The organism is Bradyrhizobium sp. NBAIM08, from assembly GCF_020193935.1.
Taxonomy (GTDB): domain Bacteria; phylum Pseudomonadota; class Alphaproteobacteria; order Rhizobiales; family Xanthobacteraceae; genus Bradyrhizobium; species Bradyrhizobium yuanmingense.
In genome coordinates, this window is the sequence record NZ_JADYVR010001354.1 from 1 (window position 1) to 382 (window position 382).

Here is a 382-nt window from a genome sequence, read left to right on the forward strand (position 1 = left end):
CATGTAGTAGAAGTGATCGCTGGTGGTCAGTTTCCGCCAGTCCCCAAGCAGGTATCCGGCGTCTTCGAGCTCCTTGGCCGCTGCGGCGTCATTGGGCTTTGCCTTCACCGCCGCCAAGGCCTCGCCATAGCGGTCCTTGATCGGTTTCTCGAGCTTGTATGTCTCCAGCAGAGCATTGGACTGCATGGCGTTGCCCAGCCACGCCGTCAGGTCGCGCTCGGTATCCGCCCACGAGATCATGTGCGGCACGTCGTAGACCCCCACCGGCTCGAACTGCGTCAGCGCCTCGGTGGGCGTGTTGAAATGGTTGTGCCCGGGGTTCACATCGAAGACCTTTTCGGGCAGAGCATCCAGGAACTGGAAGATGCCCGTGTCCGCCCAC

At 61.8% G+C, this 382-nt stretch carries 1 pseudogene; it reads right to left on the bottom strand.

The features are described from left to right. Window positions 1-382, bottom strand: a pseudogene (locus I6F37_RS44885) (hypothetical protein); the annotation flags it as partial.